We start from the raw sequence: 1,693 nt of genomic DNA, 5'->3' as shown, positions 1-1,693 counted from the left end.
GGCTGTTCAGATAGATCGCGTAAAGAAAGCCGCCACTGCCAAACAACGCGCCGAACAACCCGCCCACTGTGCCCATCGGCACCGCCCACGCTGCCGACAACTGTGCCGGCCGCGCTTTCACCCACAGGCTGTAAACCGCATAGGCGCTGATAAACAGCCCCATCAAAAGCAGTAACAGATCGGATTTCAGATTCAGCAGGAAGATCACCCCCAACGTGCAGCCGATCGCCATGCACGGCAGCAGCCTGAGCAATTCCGGCTTGGCGACGTCGCGCCGCGAGGGCAGCAGATTGCCGAATGCCGCGACGAAATCCAGCAGCACCAGCAGCGGCACGATTTTCGATAGCGGCATGAACAGGATCAGCATCGGCCCCGCAACCAGCGCCGTGCCGAAACCGGCGATGCCGAATACGATGTAGGCCAAGGCGATGGCCACCCCGATGACCGCCCAACCGCCCGCGCCCCAAGACCACGCCCCCAACAGCTCCATCATGCTCATCGTCCGCATCCTTTATAAGACCGCGCTGACTGTAGCCAGTAGCGGGCAGCACGACCAGATATCAAATTGATCCCATGTGGGAGCGAGCCTGCTCGCGAAGGCGGAGTGTCATTCCCGTTGTTGTCCGCTGACACAATGCTTTCGCGAGCACGCTCGCTCCCACAGGGTTTTGTGCGGCGTCATGGTGATTGGCGGGCAAATGCCTTTAAACTGCGCCCCATGATTAAAGATCCCTTTGCAAGACTTGGCCTGGACCGTGAAGTCCTGACCGTCAGCCAGCTCAACGGCCGCGCGCGGGTGTTGCTTGAAGACGTGTTCAGCAACATCTGGGTCGAAGGCGAAATCTCCAACCTCGCGCGCCCGGCGTCCGGCCACGTCTATTTCACCCTCAAGGACAGCGGCGCGCAGGTGCGTTGCGCGTTGTTCCGGCAGAACGCCGCGCGCGTGCGCCAAGCGTTGAAGGACGGTCTGGCGGTCAAGGTGCGCGGCAAGGTTTCGCTGTTCGAAGGCCGTGGCGACTATCAGCTGATCCTCGACACCGTGGAGCCGGCCGGTGACGGCGCGCTGCGTCTGGCCTTCGATGCGCTGAAGGAAAAGCTCAGCGCCGAAGGCCTGTTCAGTGCCGAACGCAAAGTGCCGCTGCCCGCGCATCCGCAGCGCATCGGCATCATCAGTTCGCCGACCGGCGCGGTGATTCGCGACATCATCAGCGTATTCCGCCGCCGTGCGCCGCAGGTGCAACTGACCCTGATACCGACTGCCGTACAAGGCCGCGAAGCCACTGCGCAAATCGTCCGCGCGCTGAAAATGGCCGATGCCCGCGGCTTCGACGCGCTGATCCTCGCCCGTGGCGGCGGCTCGCTGGAGGACCTCTGGTGCTTCAACGAGGAAGCGGTGGCGCGCGCGGTCGATGCCTGTGTCACGCCGATCGTCAGCGCCGTCGGCCATGAAACCGATGTTTCGATCAGCGATTTTGTCGCCGACGTCCGCGCCCCGACGCCCTCGGCCGCCGCCGAACTGCTCGCCCCGGATTCCAGCCATCTGATTCGTCAGGTCGAGAGCCTGCACCGGCGTCTGGTGATGCGCATGCGTGATCGCTTGATGCGTGATCGCCTGCGTCTGGAAGGCATGGCGCGACGGTTGCGCCATCCCGGCGAACGTCTGCGCCAGCAGGCGCAGCGTCTGGATGATCTG

General features: G+C 63.4%; 2 protein-coding genes. One reads left to right on the top strand and one right to left on the bottom strand.

Features of this window, described 5'->3' with window-relative positions:
- Positions 1 to 499 (bottom strand): sulfite exporter TauE/SafE family protein (locus tag OQK_RS16430; protein WP_016773341.1); only part of this gene is annotated, 499 nt, incomplete at its 3' end.
- A 219-nt stretch (positions 500 to 718) separates the two neighbouring features.
- Between OQK_RS16430 and xseA the strand changes: the two genes are divergently transcribed.
- Positions 719 to 1,693: exodeoxyribonuclease VII large subunit (gene xseA, locus OQK_RS16425; RefSeq protein WP_038861011.1), on the top strand; the 975-nt coding region annotated here is incomplete at its 3' end.

Source organism: Pseudomonas sp. R62, assembly GCF_000257605.1.
Taxonomy (GTDB): Bacteria; Pseudomonadota; Gammaproteobacteria; order Pseudomonadales; family Pseudomonadaceae; genus Aquipseudomonas; species Aquipseudomonas atacamensis.
This window is presented reverse-complemented; position numbering and strand designations above follow the sequence as displayed.